20 protein-coding genes are annotated in these 20,537 nt (G+C 71.7%); 9 read left to right on the plus strand and 11 right to left on the minus strand.

The annotated features are described in order from the left end of the window. Positions 1–45: 45 nt before the first annotated feature. The 7 genes from ACZ6MA_RS27525 (at position 46) to ACZ6MA_RS27555 (ending at position 7,358) form a co-directional block, all read left to right on the plus strand. On the plus strand, positions 46–1,098 hold the full coding sequence (locus ACZ6MA_RS27525) for a chitinase (RefSeq protein WP_469436813.1): 1,053 nt from the start codon (positions 46–48) through the stop codon (positions 1,096–1,098). 240 nt (positions 1,099–1,338) lie between these two features. Further along, the gene (tdh, locus tag ACZ6MA_RS27530; protein WP_469436815.1) at positions 1,339–2,370 is read left to right on the plus strand and encodes an L-threonine 3-dehydrogenase; all 1,032 of its coding nucleotides are present in this window, start codon (positions 1,339–1,341) and stop codon (positions 2,368–2,370) included. Between the two features lie 93 nt (positions 2,371–2,463). Further along, positions 2,464–3,645 carry a glycine C-acetyltransferase gene (locus ACZ6MA_RS27535; protein ID WP_469436817.1) on the plus strand — a complete coding sequence of 394 codons (1,182 nt, stop codon included), beginning with the start codon at positions 2,464–2,466 and terminating at the stop codon, positions 3,643–3,645. Next, positions 3,642–4,556: a LysR family transcriptional regulator gene (locus tag ACZ6MA_RS27540; RefSeq protein WP_469436818.1), complete on the plus strand. Its 915-nt coding sequence runs from the start codon at positions 3,642–3,644 to the stop codon at positions 4,554–4,556. The genes ACZ6MA_RS27535 and ACZ6MA_RS27540 overlap by 4 nt, the downstream gene beginning before the upstream one ends. 108 nt (positions 4,557–4,664) lie before the next feature. Further along, positions 4,665–5,222 (plus strand): PadR family transcriptional regulator, encoded by a 558-nt coding sequence (locus ACZ6MA_RS27545; protein ID WP_469436820.1) that lies wholly within the window; start codon positions 4,665–4,667, stop codon positions 5,220–5,222. Positions 5,223–5,308: 86 nt separating this feature from the next. After that, the gene (locus tag ACZ6MA_RS27550) at positions 5,309–7,042 is read left to right on the plus strand and encodes an acyl-CoA dehydrogenase family protein (RefSeq protein ID WP_469436822.1); all 1,734 of its coding nucleotides are present in this window, start codon (positions 5,309–5,311) and stop codon (positions 7,040–7,042) included. A 142-nt stretch (positions 7,043–7,184) separates the two neighbouring features. Continuing rightward, positions 7,185–7,358, plus strand: a complete 174-nt coding sequence (locus ACZ6MA_RS27555; RefSeq protein ID WP_469436824.1) for a CsbD family protein — start codon at positions 7,185–7,187, stop codon at positions 7,356–7,358. 116 nt (positions 7,359–7,474) lie between these two features. On the opposite strand, the gene ACZ6MA_RS27560 is transcribed toward ACZ6MA_RS27555, so the two are convergent. From ACZ6MA_RS27560 to ACZ6MA_RS27570, 3 genes are all read right to left on the minus strand, one after another. After that, complete coding sequence (locus tag ACZ6MA_RS27560) at positions 7,475–7,873, minus strand: STAS domain-containing protein (RefSeq protein WP_469436825.1); 399 nt, start codon at positions 7,871–7,873, stop codon at positions 7,475–7,477. Between the two features lie 344 nt (positions 7,874–8,217). Beyond that, positions 8,218–8,373 (minus strand): DUF6131 family protein, encoded by a 156-nt coding sequence (locus ACZ6MA_RS27565; RefSeq protein ID WP_469436827.1) that lies wholly within the window; start codon positions 8,371–8,373, stop codon positions 8,218–8,220. Between the two features lie 168 nt (positions 8,374–8,541). Further along, the gene (locus ACZ6MA_RS27570; protein ID WP_469436829.1) at positions 8,542–9,111 is read right to left on the minus strand and encodes a hypothetical protein; all 570 of its coding nucleotides are present in this window, start codon (positions 9,109–9,111) and stop codon (positions 8,542–8,544) included. 315 nt (positions 9,112–9,426) lie between these two features. Between ACZ6MA_RS27570 and ACZ6MA_RS27575 the strand changes: the two genes are divergently transcribed. Beyond that, a complete protein-coding gene (locus ACZ6MA_RS27575; protein ID WP_469436831.1) occupies positions 9,427–9,924 on the plus strand; it encodes a peptidylprolyl isomerase in 498 nt (165 codons plus the stop codon). Between the two features lie 152 nt (positions 9,925–10,076). Here ACZ6MA_RS27575 and ACZ6MA_RS27580 read toward each other — a convergent pair whose 3' ends face one another. From ACZ6MA_RS27580 to ACZ6MA_RS27615, 8 genes are all read right to left on the minus strand, one after another. Continuing rightward, positions 10,077–10,796, minus strand: coding sequence for a GntR family transcriptional regulator (locus tag ACZ6MA_RS27580; RefSeq protein ID WP_469436832.1), 720 nt, complete (start codon positions 10,794–10,796; stop codon positions 10,077–10,079). Between the two features lie 57 nt (positions 10,797–10,853). Continuing rightward, the gene (locus tag ACZ6MA_RS27585) at positions 10,854–12,236 is read right to left on the minus strand and encodes an aldehyde dehydrogenase family protein (RefSeq protein ID WP_469436834.1); all 1,383 of its coding nucleotides are present in this window, start codon (positions 12,234–12,236) and stop codon (positions 10,854–10,856) included. Beyond that, the gene (locus ACZ6MA_RS27590; protein ID WP_469436836.1) at positions 12,233–13,237 is read right to left on the minus strand and encodes a proline racemase family protein; all 1,005 of its coding nucleotides are present in this window, start codon (positions 13,235–13,237) and stop codon (positions 12,233–12,235) included. The genes ACZ6MA_RS27585 and ACZ6MA_RS27590 overlap by 4 nt, the downstream gene beginning before the upstream one ends. A gap of 48 nt (positions 13,238–13,285) precedes the next feature. Beyond that, positions 13,286–14,194: a dihydrodipicolinate synthase family protein gene (locus tag ACZ6MA_RS27595; RefSeq protein WP_469436838.1), complete on the minus strand. Its 909-nt coding sequence runs from the start codon at positions 14,192–14,194 to the stop codon at positions 13,286–13,288. A gap of 50 nt (positions 14,195–14,244) precedes the next feature. Then, on the minus strand, positions 14,245–15,726 hold the full coding sequence (locus ACZ6MA_RS27600) for an FAD/NAD(P)-dependent oxidoreductase (protein WP_469436840.1): 1,482 nt from the start codon (positions 15,724–15,726) through the stop codon (positions 14,245–14,247). After that, on the minus strand, positions 15,707–16,021 hold the full coding sequence (locus tag ACZ6MA_RS27605; RefSeq protein ID WP_469436841.1) for a (2Fe-2S)-binding protein: 315 nt from the start codon (positions 16,019–16,021) through the stop codon (positions 15,707–15,709). Before ACZ6MA_RS27605 ends, ACZ6MA_RS27600 begins: the two co-directional genes overlap by 20 nt. A 63-nt stretch (positions 16,022–16,084) precedes the next feature. Further along, a complete protein-coding gene (locus tag ACZ6MA_RS27610; RefSeq protein ID WP_469436843.1) occupies positions 16,085–17,233 on the minus strand; it encodes an NAD(P)/FAD-dependent oxidoreductase in 1,149 nt (382 codons plus the stop codon). A 56-nt stretch (positions 17,234–17,289) separates the two neighbouring features. Continuing rightward, positions 17,290–18,660 (minus strand): aminopeptidase P family protein, encoded by a 1,371-nt coding sequence (locus ACZ6MA_RS27615; protein WP_469436845.1) that lies wholly within the window; start codon positions 18,658–18,660, stop codon positions 17,290–17,292. A gap of 126 nt (positions 18,661–18,786) precedes the next feature. Here ACZ6MA_RS27615 and ACZ6MA_RS27620 point away from each other — a divergent pair, with 126 nt between their 5' ends. Then, positions 18,787–20,535, plus strand: coding sequence for an ABC transporter substrate-binding protein (locus tag ACZ6MA_RS27620; RefSeq protein ID WP_469436847.1), 1,749 nt, complete (start codon positions 18,787–18,789; stop codon positions 20,533–20,535). The last annotated feature ends 2 nt before the right edge of the window (positions 20,536–20,537 follow it).

Consider the following 20,537-nt stretch of genomic DNA (forward strand, 5'->3'; position numbering starts at 1 on the left):
TCGTCCCGCCATCGGCTGCCTCTCCGGGTGGAAGGGAGAAGGGCCATGGCCGGTCGGACGTCACTTCTGCTGGGGGCCCTCGTCGCCGTGACCCTCGTCGCGCCCGCACCACGCGATGCGACGGCGAGCACGCCGGCCGACGACACCTGCGCGGTCAAGCCGAAACCCGCCGGCAAGGTGCTCCAGGGGTACTGGGAGAACTGGGACGGCGCGGCGAACGGTGTGCACCCGCCCTTCGGATGGACGCCGATCACGGACCCCCGCATCCGCGAACACGGTTACAACGTCGTCAACGCGGCGTTCCCGGTGATCCGCTCGGACGGCACCGCCTTGTGGGAGAACGGGATGGACGCGACGGTGAAGGTCGCGACCCCGGCCGAGATGTGCCGGGCCAAGGCGGCCGGAGCCACGATCCTGATGTCCATCGGCGGCGCGACCGCCGGAATCGACCTCGGCTCCCCGGCCGTCGCCGACCGGTTCGTCGAGACGGTGGTACCGATCCTGAAGAGATACAACTTCGACGGCATCGACATCGACATCGAGACGGGCCTCACCGGCAGCGGCGACATCAAAAAGCTGTCGGCCTCGCAGGCCAACCTCGTCCGCATCATCGACGGCGTGCTCGCCCGGATGCCCTCGGACTTCGGCCTCACGATGGCACCCGAAACCGCCTACGTCACCGGGGGCAGCGTCGCCTACGGCTCCATCTGGGGCGCCTACCTGCCCGTGGTGAAGAAGTACGCGGACAACGGCCGTCTGTGGTGGCTGAACATGCAGTACTACAACGGCAACATGTACGGCTGCTCCGGCGACTCCTACTCCGCCGGAACGGTGCAGGGGTTCACGGCACAGACGGACTGCCTCGACAAGGGGCTGGTCGTCCAGGGCACCACGATCAGGGTTCCCTACGACAAACAGGTCCCGGGCCTGCCGGCCCAGCCCGGTGCCGGCGGCGGCCACATGGCGCCGAACCTGGTGGCACAGGCCTGGAACCGCTACGACAACCGGCTCAAAGGCCTGATGACCTGGTCACTGAACTGGGACGGCGCAAAAGGCTGGACGTTCGGCAACAACGTCAAGGCTCTGCAGGGCCGCTGAGACCGGAGCACGCGGCCGCCACACAGCTCCGCTTCTCCGGCGAACCACGCGACCACACCGGCCCGCTCTCGGCCGACCCGCGGACCGCGGCGGCGGCCGGCACCCCGGGAAGCGGCCCCGCGCGCGTGAAGCTCCGCTGTTGGCCCGGTTAAGAAAACCTCGATGGACTGCGCGCCCGCGGCCCGTCACATTGGTACGCGTTCGTCGTCTCTTCTTTCACCCCGCCTGGAGCCACAGCACATGAAGGCACTTGTCAAGCAGTACGCCGAGCCCGGGCTGTGGCTGATGGACGTGCCGGAGCCCGAGACGGGCCCGGGCGATGTGCTGATCAAGGTGCTCCGCACCGGCATCTGCGGCACGGACCTGCACATCCGGTCCTGGGACGGCTGGGCGCGGCAGGCCGTCGCCACCCCGCTCGTGCTCGGTCACGAGTTCGTGGGAGAGGTCGCCGCCGTCGGCGCGGACGTGGCGGACATCGCGGTCGGTGACCTGGTGAGCGGCGAGGGCCACCTGGTGTGCGGGAAGTGCCGGAACTGTCTGGCCGGCCGCCGGCACCTGTGCCGTTCCACCGTCGGGCTCGGCGTCGGCCGCGACGGTGCCTTCGCCGAGTACGTGGCCCTGCCCGCGTCCAACGTCTGGGTGCACCGCACCGAGGTGGACCTGGACGTGGCCGCGATCTTCGACCCGTTCGGCAACGCCGTGCACACCGCGCTCTCCTTCCCGCTCGTCGGAGAGGACGTCCTGATCACCGGCGCGGGACCGATCGGCATCATGGCCGCGGCCGTCGCCCGGCACGCCGGCGCGCGCAACGTCGTGATCACCGATGTCAGCGAGTCCCGGCTGGCCATCGCCCGCAAGGTCGGCGCGACCCTGGCGCTCAACGTCGCCCAGTCGGACATCGCCGACGCGCAGCGGCAGCTGGGCCTCAAGGAGGGCTTCGACATCGGCCTGGAGATGTCCGGCCGCCCCGAAGCCATGCGGGACATGGTCGCGAACATGACGCACGGCGGCCGGATCGCCATGCTCGGTCTGCCCGCCGAGGAATTCGCGGTCGACTGGTCGAAGATCGTCACCTCGATGATCACGGTCAAGGGCATCTACGGCCGTGAGATGTTCGAGACGTGGTACGCGATGACCGTCCTGCTGGAGGGCGGCCTCGACCTCAGCCCCGTGATCACCGGCAAGTACGGCTACCAGGACTTCGACGCGGCCTTCGACGAGGCCGCCACCGCCCGCAGCGGAAAGATCATCCTCGACTGGACGGCGGCCTAGCCACCGACGGGCCCCGCCCCGAGCCGTCCCCCCGCCACCGGGCCGCGCCCCGGACGCCCGGTCCCGCAGAACCACCGCCAGGAGAACCCCCGCATGTACGCATCCGTCCGCGACGACCTCCGCACCACCCTCGACGAGATCCGCACCGCCGGTCTCTACAAGCCCGAGCGCGTCATCGGGACCCCGCAGAGCGCCTCCGTGGCCGTCGCGTCCGGCGACGTACTCAACTTCTGCGCCAACAACTACCTCGGCCTCGCCGACCACCCCGACGTCGTCGCCGCCGCCAAGGACGCGCTCGACCGCTGGGGCTACGGCATGGCCTCCGTGCGTTTCATCTGCGGCACCCAGGAGATCCACAAGGAGCTGGAGCAGCGGCTCTCCGCCTTCCTGGGCCAGGAGGACACGATCTTGTACTCCTCCTGCTTCGACGCCAACGGCGGCGTCTTCGAGACGCTCCTCGGCCCGGAGGACGCGGTCATCTCCGACGCGCTCAACCACGCCTCGATCATCGACGGCATCCGCCTGTCCAAGGCCCGCCGGCACCGCTACGCCAACCGTGACCTCGCGGATCTGGAGCAGCAGCTCAAGGACACCCAGGACGCCCGCCGCCGGCTCATCGTCACCGACGGTGTCTTCTCGATGGACGGCTACATCGCCCCGCTCGCCGAGATCTGCGACCTGGCCGACCGGTACGACGCCATGGTCATGGTCGACGACTCGCACGCCGTCGGCTTCGTCGGCCCCGGCGGACGCGGCACCCCCGAGCTGCACGGCGTCATGGACCGCGTCGACATCATCACCGGCACCCTCGGCAAGGCACTCGGCGGCGCCTCCGGCGGTTACGTCGCGGCCCGCGCCGAGATCGTCGAGCTGCTGCGCCAGCGCTCGCGCCCGTACCTCTTCTCCAACTCCCTCGCCCCGGTGATCGCCGCCGCGTCGATCAAGGTCCTCGACCTGCTGGAGTCGGCCGGTGAGCTGCGCGAGCGCCTCGACGCCAGCACCAAGCTGTTCCGCACGAAGATGACCGAGGCCGGATTCGAGATCCTGCCCGGCGACCACGCCATCGCCCCCGTCATGATCGGGGACGCGGCCGAGGCCGGCCGGATGGCCGAGCTGCTGCTCGAGCGCGGCGTGTACGTGATCGGCTTCTCCTACCCCGTCGTGCCGATGGGCGCGGCCCGGATCCGGGTGCAGCTCTCCGCCGCGCACTCCACCGCCGACGTGGAGCGGGCCGTGGCAGCCTTCATCGACGCCCGGGAGACAATGGCGGGGTGATCGACCCCCGAAGGCTGCGTATCCTGCGGGCCGTGGCGGACCACCGGACGGTGACCGCCGCGGCCGCAGCGCTGTATCTGACCCCGTCCGCCGTGTCCCAGCAGCTCGCCGCGCTGGAGCAGGAGACCGGCCACGCCCTGCTGACCCGTAGCGGCAGGGGCGTACGGCTGACCGCGGCCGGCGACATCCTGCTCGCCCATGCCAACGCCGTCCTCGCCCAGCTGGAGCGGGCCGAGGCCGAACTCGCGGCGTACGCGGGCGGGGCGGCCGGTGAGGTACGGGTGGTGGCCTTCGCGACGGGCATCGCGGAGGTGCTGGCCCCGGCCATCGGGCGGCTCGCCGACCGCCACCCCGACCTGCGGGTACGGGTGCGGGACGCCGAGGGAGCCGAAAGCCTGCGGCTGGTGCTCGACGGGGAAGCGGACGTCGTGCTGGCCGTCGAGTACCGGGGTTCGCCGGCCGAGGACGACCGGCGCCTGGCACGCGTACCGCTCTACGCCGAGCCCTTCGACGCCGTGCTGCACACCTCGCACCCCCTTGGCCAGGGCGCGCACGTCGCCCTCGCCGAGCTGGCCGACAGCGACTGGATAGGCCCCTACCCCGGCAATCCCTGCCACGACGTCATGCTCCTGGCCTGCGAACTCGCGGGATTCCAGCCCCGCCTCGTGCACTCCTCGGACGACTTCCGCGCCGTCGTGGCACTGGCGGGAGCGGGCGCCGGAGTGGCGCTCGTACCGCGCTCGGCCCTGCGCGGCATGGAACTCAAGGACACGGTGGTGCGCCCCGTGACCGGCCCGGCGGCGACCCGCCGGGTCTTCGCCGCCGTCCGCCGGGGCGCCGAGAACCACCCGCTGATCAGGCCGGTGCTCGACGCGCTGGCCGCATCGGCGGCCGGGCTCTCCATCGACTGACGCCACGCGTCCGAGGTGCCTTTCCCGCCGGGCCCCGGGCGCCGGGTGAGCCGTGTCTCATCCACGCGGTCTTGCCTATGCAACGAGTTGCATAGCAAGATCCGGGCTATGGCGCTCGAGCACGCGATCCTCGTCTCCCTGCTGGAGAAGCCGGGCTCCGGCTATGAGCTGGCCCGGCGCTTCGAGCGGTCCATCGGCTACTTCTGGACCGCCACCCACCAGCAGATCTACCGCGTCCTCAAGCGCATGGAGGGCGACGGCTGGATCGACGTCCGCGAGGTGCCCCAGCAGGGCCGGCCGGACAAGAAGGAATACTCCGTCGCCCCCCTCGGGCGGGACGTCCTCTCCCGGTGGCTCCACGAGCCGATCGAACCCGAGAGCGTCCGGCACGACCTCGCCGTGAAGATCCGCGGCGCGGCCTTCGACGACCCGGCCGCGCTGATCCACGAGGTCGAGCGACACCACCGGGAGCACACCGACCGGCTCGCGCACTACCTCGCGGGGGAACTGCGGGACTTCACCGGGCCCGAGGCCCCCCGCACGCCGGACGCCGGACGGGAACTGCAGCACGCCGTGCTGCGCGGCGGCATCGCCTACGAGCGGATGATGCTCGCCTGGCTCGACGACGTACTCGCCACCCTCCACCGGCTCCGCCCCGAGCACTGAACCGGCACACCACCGGCCCGGCCCCGCGACGCCCTCACCACCGCATGCGTCATCCGTCAACCGCCCAGCAGGAAAGGCGAACACCCATGGCTGACCCGCTTCTGTTCAACCCGCGCACCTACGACCCCGCGCACTTCGACCCCGAGACCCGCAGGCTGCTGCGCGCCACCGTCGACTGGTTCGAGGAGCGCGGCAAGCGCCGGCTGATCGAGGACTACCGCTCCCGCGCCTGGCTGGCGGACTTCCTCGCGTTCTCCGCCAAGGAGGGGCTCTTCGCGACTTTCCTGACGCCGTCCTCCGCCGCCGCGGAGCAGGACGGCGGGCAGCGGGACAAGCGCTGGGACACCGCCCGGATCGCCGCCCTCAACGAGATCTTCGGCTTCTACGGGCTCGACTACTGGTACGCCTGGCAGGTGACCATCCTCGGCCTCGGCCCGGTCTGGCAGAGCGACAACGCCGCCGCCCGCGCCCGCGCCGCCGAACTCCTCACCCAGGGCGAGGTGTTCGCCTTCGGCCTCTCCGAGAAGTCCCACGGCGCGGACATCTACTCCACCGACATGCTGCTGGAGCCGGACGGCGACGGCGGGTTCCGGGCCACCGGCTCCAAGTACTACATCGGCAACGGCAACGCCGCCGGGCTCGTCTCGGTCTTCGGCCGCCGCACCGACGTCGAGGGCCCCGACGGCTACGTCTTCTTCGCCGCCGACAGCCGTCACCCGACGTACCACCTGGTGAAGAACGTCGTCGACTCCTCGAAGTACGTCAGCGAGTTCCGTCTGGAGGCCTACCCGGTCGGTCCCGACGACGTGCTGCACACCGGCCGTGCCGCGTTCGACGCCGCGCTCAACACCGTCAACGTCGGCAAGTTCAACCTCTGCACCGCCTCGATCGGCATCTGTGAGCACGCGATGTACGAGGCCGTCACCCACGCGCACAACCGTGTCCTGTACGGCCGCCCCGTCACCGCCTTCCCGCACGTGCGCCGCGAGCTGACCGACGCCTACGTCCGCCTCGTCGGCATGAAGCTGTTCAGCGACCGTGCCGTCGACTACTTCCGCTCGGCCGGCCCCGACGACCGCCGCTACCTGCTCTTCAACCCCATGACGAAGATGAAGGTGACCACCGAGGGCGAGAAGGTCATCGACCTGATGTGGGACGTCATCGCGGCCAAGGGCTTCGAGAAGGACACCTACTTCGCCCAGGCCGCCACCGAGATCCGCGGGCTGCCGAAGCTGGAGGGCACGGTCCACGTCAACCTCGCCCTGATCCTCAAGTTCATGGGCAACCACCTGCTGAACCCGGCCGAGTACGCCCCGGTGCCGACCCGCCTGGACGCGGCCGACGACGACTTCCTCTTCCGGCAGGGACCGGCCCGTGGCCTGGGCGCCATCCGCTTCCACGACTGGCGCACCGCCTACGACGCGTACGCGGAGGTGCCCAACGTCGGCCGCTTCCGGGAGCAGGCGGACGCGCTGTGCGCGTTCGTCACCACGGCCGCGCCCGACGAGGAGCAGAGCCGCGACCTCGACCTCCTCCTCGCCGTCGGCCAGCTCTTCGCCCTGGTCGTCCACGGCCAGCTGATCCTGGAGCAGGCCCAGCTGACCGGCCTCGACCAGGACGTGCTCGACGAGCTGTTCGCCGTCCTCGTCCGCGACTTCTCCGCGCACGCCGTCGAGCTGCACGGCAAGGACTCCGCCACCGAGGCCCAGCAGCGCTGGGCACTGGACGCGGTCCGCCGCCCGGTCGTCGACGAAGCCCGCTCGGCACGCGTCTGGGAGCGCGTGGAGGCGCTGTCGGGGGCGTACGAGATGAAGCCGTAACCACTCGCCGCCCCGTCCGCCCACGAGCCGGCCGGCGCTCACCGCCGGCCGGCTCCCGCGTATCGGGGTGTTTACACCCCAGGGGCGCGGGAAGCCGGAGGGATGGCAGCAACGGGAGCGACGAGAAGGAAGTGATCGCGTCATGAGCGCCAGCGAGAAGGCCAAGGCCAAGGGCGAGCAGGTCAAGGGCACGGTCAAGAAGGAAGCGGGCCGGGCGGTCGGCAATGAGAGCAAGACCGCCGAGGGCCAGGCCGACAAGTCCAAGGGCGACCTGCGCGAAGCCAAGGAAAAGGCCAAGGATGCCTTCAAGCACTGAGAGACGTCCCCCTCCCCAGGGAGACCGCGGGGCCCGGCCTTCACGGCCGGGCCCCGCCGCATGCGGCAGCCGGAAACCCTCCGGCCTGGAACGCCGCCCCGCCGCGGCCAACGTGGTCAGCCGGTGGGCTCCGGCTGCTCCGGTGTGGTGTCGGCCGACGAGGGGGCGAGCAGGCCGAAACCGGCCTCCACCGACACGGCGCAGGTGATGGCCTCGTCCATGCCGGTGAGGGCGAGGACATGCCGGACGTGCCCACCGACCGCGGCCAGCGCGATCCCGCCGCCGGCGGCCCGGGCGCGGTGCTGCGCACCGAGGAGGGCGTTCATGCCGCGCGAGTCACAGAACGCCAGCCGAGAACAGTCCAGCACGACCCACCGGTGCCCGGTCTCCAGCACCTCGGTCATGGCCGCGGCCAATACGCCCTCACTGTTCAGATCCAGCTCACCGGTCAGCCGGAGCACGGCCTGCCCCTCCTGCTCCCGGCTCGCGGGGAGGACCACCAGCCTGGTGTTCACCGCTCCTGCCTCCTCGTCCGACGGGGCCTGGGCGACTGCGAGGTGTTCGTGATTCCTCACAGCACAGCGCCCTCCGGCTGTCCGCCTGGGGCCAAGCCGGAGAGCAGGACGAAGCATCCCCCGCGACCCCTGAATATCTGCCTCAACTGAGGTAGATATATTACAGGCCGCGGGTAAAGGTTCGGCAGCATGCCGTAGGGGCTTCTGTACCCGGAGTGCCGCACGCTTCACCGCCGCACGGCCGAGGGGTCGAAGCCGTGCGACGGCGGAGCGAAGCGGAAACCGGACCGGGCGTCAGCGCTCACCGGCCGGCGGCCGGTGGTCCTCCACCGGTGGTGCCGCGGCTACCAGTAGTGCCGCCGTCCTCCGACGGCATGCCCCACCGCACCGAGGATCCACAGGGCCGCGCCGATGACGACCAGAATGATCCCGATGGTCCACAGGATGGCGATGTGGGCGAGGAAGCCGATAATGAGCAGAATGACTCCGAGGGCGATCACGGTGTCCTCCGATCTCGCGAGTACGGGCTCAGTTCCACTATGTGCCGCATTCGGCCGCACGGCAACGGAGCCGCCCGGCGCGCGTCCGGCGCCTTGTCCGTACTGAGCCTGCTCAGATGAGCGACGGGCCGCCGCCCCCCCCCGGAAGGCCTGCCCGGTCCCCCTGTACTACTTCGGGTCAGGCATGATCCAGAGCTTGCGGCCGAACTTCCCCTGAGTCTCGTCGAGATTGAGCTTCTCGAAGTCGGTGAGCTTCTGGTTGGTGAACTTCTCCAAGCTCGCCCGCTCGGCGTACTCGTCCTTGATCTTCCCCTTGAGCTTGAGGCTGGCCGCCTCGATGGCCTTGGAGTGGGCCACGGGGTCCTTGCACATCTTCCGCCGGGTGACGGGGTTGAACTCACGTGTGCCGTAGAGGCTTTGGCGTGCCTCGCCGGAGATGGTCTTGGTCTTGTCCTTGAGCGTGTGGGGGACGCGGTCCTCGATCGCCGAGTACTTCTCGTACCACGTCTTGGTGCGGTCCTTCGGGCTGCAGACGAAATTGAAGATCGCCACAGCGCGTTCGGCAGGGGACCCGTCGCGTGCCGATGTGGTCCCCGCGGCCGCCGGGTGACCGGCCGGGGAGGCCACGGCGGCGGCCGGAACTCCGGTGACGGCCAGGCACGTCAGCGCGGAAACGGTCACCCCGGTGCGGAGAGTCGAGGCGACGAGCCGGGTGTGGCTTCGGAGAAGGGATTTCATGAGGTGAATATCCTTGTCTCGACGAGAATCTCATGTGATGAACGGGCCCGGCGGGGGAGAAGCGCGCAGGCGACCCCGACGGGGCGGTACGACCCGAACGACCTTATGCAGCCGCCACGGTCGGGGAGCGTCGCGGCACGGGCAAGGTCACCCATGCAGCGGGTCGCCCGCCGGGCGGCCGCCCATCCGGCCGGGCCGTCGGAACCCCGGACGCCGTCGCCACCTGGGCCGTGTGGGGCAACGCACCGGCCCGGTCATCGGCGACGCACCCGGGGGCTGCCGAGCACGGGGCCGGAGCCATGACAGGATGTCCGTATGTCTACCAACGTTTTCTTCGACATCACCATTGACGGCGCCGCGGCCGGGCGGATCGTCTTCAAGCTGTACGACGACGTCGTTCCCAAGACGGCGCAGAACTTCCGCGAGCTGGCGACCGGCCAGCACGGCTTCGGCTACGAGGGCTCGGGCTTCCACCGGGTCATCCCGGACTTCATGCTCCAGGGCGGTGACTTCACCCGCGGCGACGGCACCGGCGGCAAGAGCATCTTCGGCGAGAAGTTCGCCGACGAGAACTTCAAGCTCAAGCACGACAAGCCGTTCCTGCTCTCCATGGCGAACGCCGGCCGGAACACCAACGGCTCCCAGTTCTTCATCACCACCGTGGTGACGTCGTGGCTGGACGGCAAGCACGTGGTCTTCGGCGAGGTCGTCGAGGGCCAGGAGCTGGTGACGAAGATCGAGTCCCTGGGCAGCCAGTCCGGCACCCCCAAGGCCAAGATCGTCATCGCCGCCTCGGGCGTCGTGGGCGAGTAACACCACCTGCCCCGAAAGGGTGGTTCCCGGGGCCACCGGCCGGAGACGACTCCGGCCGGTGGCCCCGGGCCGTGGGCCCCGGATATCGGCGGCGCGCGCTACGGGCGGGGTCGTCGACCCGCCCGGTACGACACTTTTGCCGCTCTCGCGCGCTACGGCCGGACGGCCATGGCCCGCCCCTTCCGCTGCTCGGCCGGCCGCTCGCCGCTCGCCCCCTTCGCCCAGAGCGAGCGCACATGCCCGAGGTGCCGGGCCATGCACTTCTCGGCCCCCTTGGCGTCGCCGGCGAGCATCAGATCGAGAAGTTCCAGGTGCTCCTCGGCCGAGTGGATCAGCTCGCCCCGCTCGTCCAGGCCGGTCAGCCCGTACAGACGCGAACGCTTGCGCAGGTCGCTGACGGTTTCGACGAGACGCTCGTTGCCGGAGAGCGCGAGCAGGGACAGATGGAACTGCCGGTCGGCTTCCAGATAGCCGATGAGGTCGTGCTCGCGCGCGGCGCGCACGATCTCCTCCGCCACCGGGCGAAGGGCCTCCAGCTCCTCGCGCGCCGCGCTGCGGGTGATCCGGCCCGCCATCGGCACCTCGATCAGCGTACGGATCTCGGTGTACTGGTCGAGATCGCGCTCGTTGACCTCGGTCACCCGGAAGCCCTTGTTGCGCACCGGCTCGACCAGGCCTTCACGGGCCAGATCGAGCATGGCCTCGCGCACGGGGGTCGCGGAGATGCCGAAGTCCTCCGCGAGGCCCGGTGCCGAATAGACCTGGCCCGGGCGGAGTTCCCCGGAGATCAGTGCGGCCCGCAGGGCGTGGGCGACCTGGTCGCGCAGCCGCTCGGTGGCGGTGATGAGGTTGCGCTGCTTGAGGTGCCCCATGGTGTCCCTTTCGTGCCCCGATGGACTGGACCACCAGCGTACAATGTCACATTACGTTTAGGGCGTCAGGGTGTAGGTCCGGCTCGAGGTGTAGAACTCCCTTGCCGCGTGGCCCTGTTCGCGCGGGCCGTGGCCGGAGGCCTTGGCGCCGCCGAAGGGCAGATGGAAGTCGACGCCGGTGGACGGGGCGTTGACGCGGACCATGCCTGTGTCGAGCCGGTCGAGACCGTGCAGGGCCGTGCCGAGGTCGGCGGTGTGGACCGAGGTCACCAGGCCGTACGGGACGGAGTTGCTGATCCGTACCGCGTCGGCCAGGTCGTTCGCCGGCACCAGGGCCGCGATCGGGCCGAAGACCTCCTCGCCGAGCAGTCGGTGGCCTGGCGGTACCTTCTCGACCAGCGTCGGGGCGGCGTACCAGCCGGGCCCGTCGACGGTGGCTCCGGTGGCGAGGACCGGCAGGTCGAGGACCGCGTCGACCCGGTCGCGCGCCGCCGCGGAGACGAGCGGCCCGCAGACCGTGGCCGGATCGGCCGGGTCGCCGACGGGGAGGGCGCGCACGGCCTCGGCCAGGGCCTCGCGCAGGGGTTCCAGGGCCGTGCCGACCGCGATGACCCGGCTGGTGGCGGTGCACTTCTGGCCCGCGTATCCGGCGACGGCCGAGGCGATGTGGGCCGCGGCCCGTTCGATGTCGGCGTCCGGCAGCACGATCGCCGCGTTCAGTCCGCCCATCTCGGCCTGGACCGGGATGCCCCGGGCCGTGGCCGCGCGGACCACCGCGGCGCCCACGGCCGTCGAGCCGGTGAACGAGACGGCATCGGCGGCGGCGAGCAGGGCACCGCCCTCGGTCGGACCCCCGGGAAGAGCCGTGAACACTCCTTCGGGCACGGCCCGTTGGATGATGCCGGCGAGGCGCCGGGCGCAGGCCGTGGCCTCCGGCGCGGGCTTGAGGACGACCGTGTTGCCGGCCGCCAGGGCGGGCGCCGCCTTCCAGCTCACGATGGCGAAGGGAAAGTTCCACGGGGTGATCAGGCCCGCGACGCCGTGCGGGCGGCGCCGGGTCAGCAGGAGCCCGGGACCGGCGGCCGTCTCGTGGACGGCACCGGTGGGCTCGTAGGGGGCCTGGGCGTAGTACCGCCAGATCGCGACGGTCCGGGCCACCTCGGCCCGCGCCTCGGTGACCGGCTTGCCCACTTCCCGCACGGCGAGCGCGGCCAGCTCGTCGGCCGCGCCCTCGACCGCCCCGGCGATCGACGACAGCGCCGCGGAGCGCGCGGCCGCTCCGCCGTCCAGCCAGCCCGGCTGGGCGGCGCGGGCCCGTTCGACGGCGTCGGCCATCGCGAAGGCGCCGGGCGCGGTGAACTCGGCGACGACGTCCGAGGGGTCGGCCGGATTGCGGGAGACGAAGGAGGCCGCGTCGGCCGGTGTCCGCTGGATGGTCATAGGAGGAAGCCTCCGGGGAAGGGGTCGTCCGGGTCGAGGAAGTACTGGGCCGTGCCGGTGATCCAGGCGCGGCCGGTGATGGCCGGCACCACCGCGGGCAGCCCGCCGACCTCCGTCTCTCCCACCAGGCGGCCGGTGAACCGGGTGCCGATGAAGGATTCGTTGACGAAGTCACGGCCCAGCGGGAGCGCGCCACGGGCGTGCAGCTGGGCCATCCGGGCCGAGGTCCCGGTGCCGCAGGGGGAACGGTCGAACCAGCCCGGGTGGATGGCCATGGCGTGCCGGGAGCGGTACGCGTCGGAGCCGGGTGCGGCGAGGTAGACGTGCTTGAGGCCGTTGATCTCGGGCCGCTCGGGGTGGACGGGCCGGTGTGAAGAGGCGTTGACGGCGTCCATGACGGCGAGGCCCGCGGCCAGGAGGTCGTCCTTGCGTGACCGCTCGAAGGGCAGGCCGAGTGCGTCGAGTTCGACGAAGGCGTAGAAGTTGCCCCCGAAGGCGAGGTCGTAGGTGACCGTCCCGTACCCGGGCACGGTCACCTTCCGGTCCAGCCCGACGCAGAACGCGGGCACGTTGGTCAGCGTGGCGGACGTCGCGGCGCCGTCCTCGACCCGCACCTCGACCGTGATCAGCCCGGCCGGGGTGTCCAGCCGCACGGTGGTGACGGGCTCGGAGACCGCCACCATGCCGGTCTCCACCAGCACGGTGGCGACCCCGATGGTGCCGTGTCCGCACATCGGCAACAGCCCGGACACCTCGATGAACAGCACTCCGTAGTCGGCGTCGGGCCGGGTGGCCGGCTGGAGGATCGCGCCGCTCATGGCGGCATGACCGCGCGGTTCGTACATCAGCAGCGTACGGAGATGGTCCAGGTGCTCGATGAAGTGCGTCCGGCGTTCGGCCATGGTGGTGCCGGGTATGACCCCGACGCCGCCGGTGATGACGCGGGTGGGCATGCCCTCGGTGTGCGAGTCGACGGCGTGGAAGACATGACGGGTACGCACGAGCGTCCTTTCGGCAAGGGGGCCTCTCGGCAGGGGGCCGGGCGACGGTCAGCGGTGTCCGTCGGCGACGGCCTTCTCGGTGGCGGCGCGGACCTGGGCCTCCGCCTCGCCGGTGAGCGGGAAGCGCGGCGGGCGGGTCGGCCCGCCGTGGCGGCCGGCGATGTCCATCGAGAGCTTGATCGACTGCACGAACTCGGTCCTGGAGTCCCAGCGCAGCAGCGGATGCAGTGACCGGTAGAGCGGCAGGGACGTCTCCAGGTCCCCGGCGGCCGCCGCGTGGTACAGCTCGGCGCAGGTGGCGGGGAACGCGTTGGGGTAGCCGGCGATCCAGCCGACGGCGCCGGCGGTGGCCAGCTCGTGCAGGACGTCGTCCGCGCCGATGAGCAGATCGAGGTCCGGGGCGAGTTCGGCTATCTCGTAGGCGCGCCGGACGTCGCCGCTGAACTCCTTGACCGCCACGATGCTGCCGTCGCCGTGCAGCCGGGCCAGCAGCGCCGGTGTCAGATCGGTCTTGGTGTCGATGGGGTTGTTGTACGCCACGACCGGCACCCCCGCCGCCGCGACCTCGGCGTAGTGGGCGCGCACGGCGTGCTCGTCGGCGCGGTAGGCGTTGGGCGGCAGCAGCAGGACGGAACCGCAGCCCGCCTCGGCGGCCTGGTCGGCCCAGCGGCGCGCCTCGGCGCTGCCGTAGGCGGCGACGCCGGGCATCACCCGCGCGCCGTCGCCCGCCGCCTCGACGGCGGTGCGCACCACGCGGGCGCGCTCCTCGTCGGTGAGGGTCTGGTACTCGCCGAGGGAACCGTTGGGGACGACGCCGTCGCAGCCGCTTTCCAGCAGCCACCGGACGTGCTCGGCGTAGGCGTCGTAGTCGACGGAGAGGTCCGCGCGCAGCGGGAGCGCGGTGGCGACCATGATGCCCCGCCAGGGGCGGTCGGTGTGCCAGGAGGTGGCGGTCATGCCGGTAACCCTTCTGATCTGTGACATGTCATCGGTGCGGAAAGAGTCGATCAGTGGTGCCGCGGTGGTCGGCCGGTGTTCTCCTCGGTGGTCCGCGGCACGTCGAGGGCGCCCAGCACCCCGAGGGGGACGGGCACGGCGAGCGGCCTGCGCTCGGCCGACGGCGGTACGGTCCCCTGCGCCGTACCCCCGGCGGCGAGGCAGGCCACGGCCGTCGCGCACATCCGTCCCTGGCACCAGCCCATGCCCGCACGGGTCAGGAGTTTGGCGGTGCGCGCGTCATGGGCGCCGAAGCAGGCGGCCGCCTCGCGGATCCGGCCCGCGGTCACCTCCTCGCACCGGCAGACCTCGGTGGCGTCGGTGAGCCAGTCGCCCCAGCCGGGGCCCGGGGAGTGGGCGGAGCCCATGGCGTCGGCGAAGGCGCGCATCCGGTCGCGGCGGCGGCGCAGCTTCCGTACCCGGGCGCCGTCGGTGAGCGCCGGTTCGCCGCGCAGCCGGGCGGCCACCGCGATGCCCGCCAGCTCGCCCTCGACGGCCGCCAGCTGCCAGCCGCCGATGCCACCGGTCTCCCCGGCGGCCCACAGGCCCGTGACCGACGTCTCCTGGAGGTCGTCCAGGGCGAGGGCATGGGTGCCGTCCGGTGTGCGCCGCGTCGTACAGCCGAGCCCGGTGACCAGCTCGGTCCGCGGTATCAGCCCGTGCCCCACGGCCAGCGCGTCGCAGGCGACCCGGCGGCCGGTGCCCGGCACCGGCCGCCAGTGGCGGTCGACGCGGGAGATGGTGACGGCCTCCACGCGGTCGGTGCCGTGCACCTCGGTCACCGCGTGGCGGGTGCGCAGGGCGACGCGGTGCCGCAGCAGCGCCGCGCCGTGCACGGCGGCTTCGAGGAGCTTGTGGGGGTTGGTGGCCAGGGCTCGCGGATGCCGGGCGTAGCCGAGATAGCCGGAGGCCTCGACGACGACGGGGACGTCCGCGCCCGCCCCGGCGAGGGAGGAGGCGACGGCGAGCAGCAGCGGCCCGCTGCCCGCGACGACGATCCGTCCGCCCGGCAGCACGAGCCCGGACTTGAGCATGGCCTGCGCGCCGCCGGCGCCCACGACACCGGGCAGCGTCCAGCCGGGGAAGGGCAGTTGCCGTTCGTAGGCGCCGGCCGCCAGGAGTACCGCGTGGCCGCGCACACGGACCGGGCGGTCGCCGTCACCGTCGGCGCCGGTGAGGGCGTGCGCGCTCCACAGGCCGTCGCCCTCCCGGGTCACGGCCCAGACGTGGTGGAAGGCCAGGTGGTCGATGTCCCCGGCCGTCAGGCCCCGGCGCAGCCGGGTGAAGGCGGACCAGTCGTGGTGCAGGGCCTGCGGCCGCCGGGCGCCCAGAGCCGCGTCCGGGTGCCGGAAGTACTGGCCGCCCGGCTGCCCCGAGGCGTCCAGGAGCGCGACGGACAGGCCGAGCCGGGCGGCGGCCTCGGCGCCCGCGAGACCGGCCGCTCCCGCACCGATCACCACGAGGTCGTACGGATCAGACACCGAGCCCGGCATGGCCGTGTCCTTCCTGGGTGGTGATCGCGTCGCCGGGCCGGGCGGGCAGCAGACAGGCCCGTCGGTTGGGGTCCCCGTTGACGGTGGCGAGGCAGTCGTAGCACTGCCCGATGCCGCAGAACGCCCCGCGCGGGCGGCCGCCGTCGCGCGTGGTGCGCCAGGCGAGGATGCCGGCCCCCCACAGCGCGGCGGCGATGGACTGGCCGGGCAGGGCGGTGACCCTACGGCCGTCGAAGGTGATCTCGAAGGGCGGGCCGGGCTCCGCCCTGACCAGGCCGGCGGGGGTACGGGCCACTACGGGCCTCCTCACGGGGCGAGACGGGGAACAGATGCGGACAAGGGCGGAACAGGGGGTGTGTCAGGTGGCGGGTGCGAAGCGGCCGGGGTCGAAGGGCGCGATGTCCAGCGGCGGTTCGGCGCCCGTCAGCAGCCGGGCCACGATCAGGCCCGTGGCCGGTGCGAGGCCGATCCCCGCTCCTTCGTGGCCACAGGCGTGCACCAGGCCGGGTACGCCGGGGTCGGCCCCGATCGCGGGCAGATGGTCGGGCAGATAGGGACGGAACCCCGTGTACGCCCGTATCGCCCGCACCTTGCCCAGCACGGGGAAGAGGGCGGTGGCCCCCTCGGCGAGGCGCCGGAGCACGTCCACCGACAGGGTGCGGTCGAAGCCGACCCGTTCCCGGCTGGCGCCGATCAGAACCGGCCCCGCGGGGGTGCCCTCGACCACGGCCGAGGTCTGCAGGGCCGCCGAGCCGCTCGCCACATCGGCGACGTAGTCCGCCGCGTACACCTTGTGCCGCACGACGCGCGGCAGCGGTTCGGTGACGAGCACGAATCCCCGGCGGGGCAGGACGGGCAGGAACGCGTCGGCGAGCCGGGCCAGTTCGCCGCCCCAGGTGCCGGCCGCGTTCACCACGTACGGCGCGTGCACGTCACCGGCCGAAGTCCGCACCCCCCGCACCTCACCGGCCGCGCCGGTGAGGATCGCGGTCACCTCCTCGCCGGTGCGGACGCGGGCGCCCGAGGCGCGCAGCAGGTGGGCGGCGGCGAGGGCGGGCTGCACCTGGGCGTCCTGCGGGTAGTGGAAGCCGCCCGCCAGGGCGGGGGAGAGGTGGGGTTCCAGATCGCGCAACCGGTCCGCCGGCACCTCGTCGGCCGTGACGCCCGCCTTGGTCTGCGCCGCGGCGAAGTCCCGCAGCATCTCCATCCCGGGGGCGCCGGAGGCGACGACCAGGCCGCCCTTCGCCTCGAACTCGGTCCGCGCCGGGAGCCGGCCGGCCAGCTCCCGCCACAGACGCGTCGAGAGCAGGGCCAGATCGAGTTCGGGTCCGGGCTCCTTGTCGGAGACCAGCAGATTGCCCTCGCCGGCCCCGGTGGTCCCGCCCGCGACGGGACCACGGTCGATCACGGTGACGGAGAGGCCGGCGCGGGCGGCGTAGTAGGCGCAGGCGGCGCCGACCACACCGGCTCCGACGACGACGACGTCCGGGGAGTTTCTCGTGGGCACAGCAGTAATATTTCACATTGCACAACTGCTGCCAAGGCTCCGCCGGGCAACTCTTCTCAGTCTTCCATCAGTTCGCCCATCCACGCCTCGATCGCGTCCGGGGTCCGCGGCAGCGCCCCCGACATCAGCCGCGCCCCGTCGGCGGTGATCACCAGATCGTCCTCGACGCGCACCCCGATCCCGCGCAGCGCGGCCGGCAGTGTCTCGTCGTCGGGCTGGAGATAGAGCCCGGGTTCGACGGTGAGCACCTGCCCCTCCTCCAGGACACCGTCGAGATACGCGTCCGCCCGTGCCTGGGCGCAGTCGTGGACGTCCAGGCCGAGCATGTGCCCGCTGCCGCACAGGGTGTAGCGGCGGTGGAGGTCGCCTTCGGCGCCGGACAGCACACCCCAGTCCGCGAGGCCCTCCGCGATCACCCGCATGCAGGCCCGGTGGAAGTCGCGGAAGCGCGCACCGGGCCTGAGCGCGGCGATGCCCGCCTCCTGGGCGGCGAGGACCAGTTCGTAGACCTGGCGCTGGAGGGGCGAGAAGCGGCCGGACAGCGGCAGGGTGCGGGTGATGTCGGCGGTATAGAGCGTGTCGGTCTCCACGCCGGCGTCCAGGAGCAGCAGTTCGCGGGGGTCCAGCCGTCCGTCGTTGCGTATCCAGTGCAGCACGCACGCGTGCGCGCCCGAGGCGGCGATGGTCTCGTAGCCGGTGCCGTTGCCCTCCGCCCGGGCGCGCAGACCGAAGACGCCCTCGATCCACCGCTCGCCGCGCGGGTGCGCCAGGGCGCGCGGCAGCGCCCGCACCACGTCCTCGAAGCCGGCGGCGGTGTGGTCCACGGCCAGTTGCAGCTGGGCGACCTCCCAGGCGTCCTTGACCAGCCGCAGTTCGCTCAGGGCGGCGGCCAGCTCGTTGTCGCGGGACGCGTCGCGCCCGGGCGGCAGCTGGCCGTGGGCGTCCCGGTGGACGCAGCGGATGCCGGTCATGCGCTCGGCCTCGGCGAGGTCGGGGCGCCGGCCGACCCAGAACTCCCCGTAGCGCCGGTCGCGGTAGAACTCCGCGCCGTCACGCGGGGAACGCGGCCGCACGTACAGCACCGCCTCGTGCCGGTGCGGGCCGTCCGGTTCCAGGACCAGCACATGACCGGCCTGCTCCTCACCGGTCAGCCCGGTCAGCCACGCATAGCCGCTGTGCGGCCGGAAGCGGTGGTCGCAGTCGTTGGAGCGGACCTTCAACTCTCCCGCGGGCACGATCAGCCGCTCGCCCGGGAAGAGCGCGGAGAGCCGCCCGCGGCGTGCGGCGGCCGCGTCCGCCACGGGCAGCCGGATCTCGCCGGGCAGCGGGGACGCCGCCCAGCCGTCGGCCATGAAGGCCTCGAACTCCGGGGAGACGGGCAGGTCGTGACTGACCGTGCGGAGCGCGGCGGCCGACGGTTCGTTCATGGGGACTCCTCCTCGGACACAGGTGGATAACGGAGCGGCTGATGCCTTGTCAGTGCAATTTCACATTACTATGTTACGGGTCACATTTCAGCCTCGGCTGTTCGACTGTTCACGGAGTGACCACTGATGAACAAGCGCACGTGTACCGCCGTCGCCGCCCTTCTGGCGGTTCCCCTCGCCCTCGCCACGGCCGGCTGCTCCGGCGGAAAGCGGGCAGGAGGCGACGGCGGGAAGGGCACGAACAGCGTCGTCGCCGGCGAGGGCTCCGTGATCGGCGGCACGCCCCGGCGGGGCGGCACGCTCACCGTGCTGTCCAACCAGGACTTCACCCACCTCGACCCGGCCCGCAACTGGGTCATGAACGACATGGACTTCGGCACCCGGCTGCTCTACCGGACCCTGGTGACCTACAAGGCGGCCCCCGGGAAAGCCGGCGACCGGCTGGTACCCGATCTGGCCACCGACCTGGGCACCCCTTCCGACGGGGCCAGGACGTGGACGTTCCACCTCAAACGGGGGGTGCGGTACGAGGACGGCTCGCCCGTCACCGCCCGGGACGTCAAATACAACGTCGAACGGTCCTTCTCTCCCGACCTCCCCGGCGGCGCCGACTACGCGGCCCGCTACCTCGCCGGCGCCGAGGGCTATCACGGCCCCGCCCAGGGCAGACACCTGGACTCCGTCAGAACACCGGACGACCACACCATCGTCTTCGAACTGAACAAGCCCTTCGCGGAGTTCCCCAACGCCACGGTGATGCCCACCTTCGCCCCCGTACCGCAAGGCCAGGACAAGGGCCCGCGCTACGACAACCGGCCCTTCTCCTCCGGGCCGTACAAGATCGACTCCTATGACCGGGGCAAGAAGCTCGTCCTCGTCCGCAACGACCAGTGGGATCCGAAGACCGACCAGGTGCGCAAGGCGTACCCGGACAAGCTGGTCGTCCTCATGGGCCTGAAGGCCAACCAGATCGACGACCGGCTCATAGCGAGCCAGGGCGCCGACGCCTCCGCCGTCTCCTGGGGCGCCCTGCGGCCGGAGAGCGCCGCCAAGGTGCTGCCCAGGGCCGAGGTGCGCAAACGACTCCTGGCCGAGTCCACCAACTGCACCGACATGGTCCAGATGCACACCGGCCGCGCCCCCTTCGACGACGTCAAGGTGCGACAGGCGGTGCAGTACGCCCTCGACCGGGATGCCGTCCTGACCGCCTCCGGCGGCCCCGCCTTCAACGACCTCTCGACCGCGTACATGCCGTCCGCGCTGTTCGGCGGCAAGCAGCCCGACACCCTGAAGATCCCCGCCACCGGCGACACACAGAAGGCGAGACGACTGCTGAAGGAAGCCGGCAAGCCGGACGGCCTGTCCACCACGATCACGGTCTCGGCCGGTGACAAGGGCCGGGCCGAGGCGATCCAGCAGTCCCTGGGCCGGGCCGGCATCAAGGTCACCATCGAAACGGTCGACCCGTCCGCGTTCTACGCCACCATCGGTGACACCAAGAACCGCACCGACATAGTCTACACCGGCTGGTGCCCCGACTACCCCTCCGGCTCCACCTTCCTGCCCTTCGTCTTCGACGCCCGCTTCATCAAGGAGAAGGGCAACTCCGGCAACCACTCGCTCTTCCGCGACGACACCACCATGCGGCGGATCGACGCGATCGCGGCCATGACGGACACCGAAGAAGCCGGCCGGGCCTGGCAGCGGCTGGACGGCGAGATCCTCGCCAAGGCCCCGGCCGTGCCGGTGCTCATCCGCCGCTGGCCACTGGTCCTCGGCGCCAACATCGCCGGCGCCTACGGGCACACATCCTTCGGCGGCCAGATCGACTACGCCACGGTCGGCCTCGGGGACCCCGCCAAGAGCCAGGGCTGAGG

This window comes from Streptomyces sp. NPDC042259 (assembly GCF_055582085.1).